At 40.7% G+C, this 450-nt stretch carries 1 protein-coding gene; it reads left to right on the plus strand.

The window, feature by feature from the left end; genetic code table 11:
- A partial coding sequence (locus tag C1634_RS26220; RefSeq protein WP_165835410.1) for a hypothetical protein occupies positions 1–450 on the plus strand: 450 nt, incomplete at both ends.

Below are 450 nucleotides of genomic sequence, written 5' to 3' on the forward strand. Positions count from 1 at the left end.
CTTCTTATATGAGTTTTGGGGTAAAAGCGGATGGGGCAAACGTAGGTTGGTTATCCAGCAGTGGAGAAGCAAGTCTGGCAAAAACAGCTGTTACCGTAGGTAATGAAGGATTTAGTTTCTTAAGCGCACCTTCTCAACAGATAGCAATAGATTCACCGGTTTCAATGAATGAAATAATGAGAATTACTAATAATGGAAATGTTGGACTGGGAAGAACAGAACCTAAAGAAAAATTGGATGTTTTTGGTAACATTTTGACGGGATCTGATGATTCTGTGATGGGTATCAATGCCTTTGCTATACGTTATGTGAAGGGATCATTGAATAATTGGGGATCTTTACGAAGCTCATCGTCTTCTTATATGAGTTTTGGGGTAAAAGCGGATGGGGCAAACGTAGGTTGGTTATCCAGCAGTGGAGAAGCAAGTCTGGCAAAAACAGCTGTTACCG

The sequence above is a fragment of the Chryseobacterium viscerum genome (assembly GCF_002899945.2).
Lineage (GTDB): Bacteria > Bacteroidota > Bacteroidia > Flavobacteriales > Weeksellaceae > Chryseobacterium > Chryseobacterium viscerum.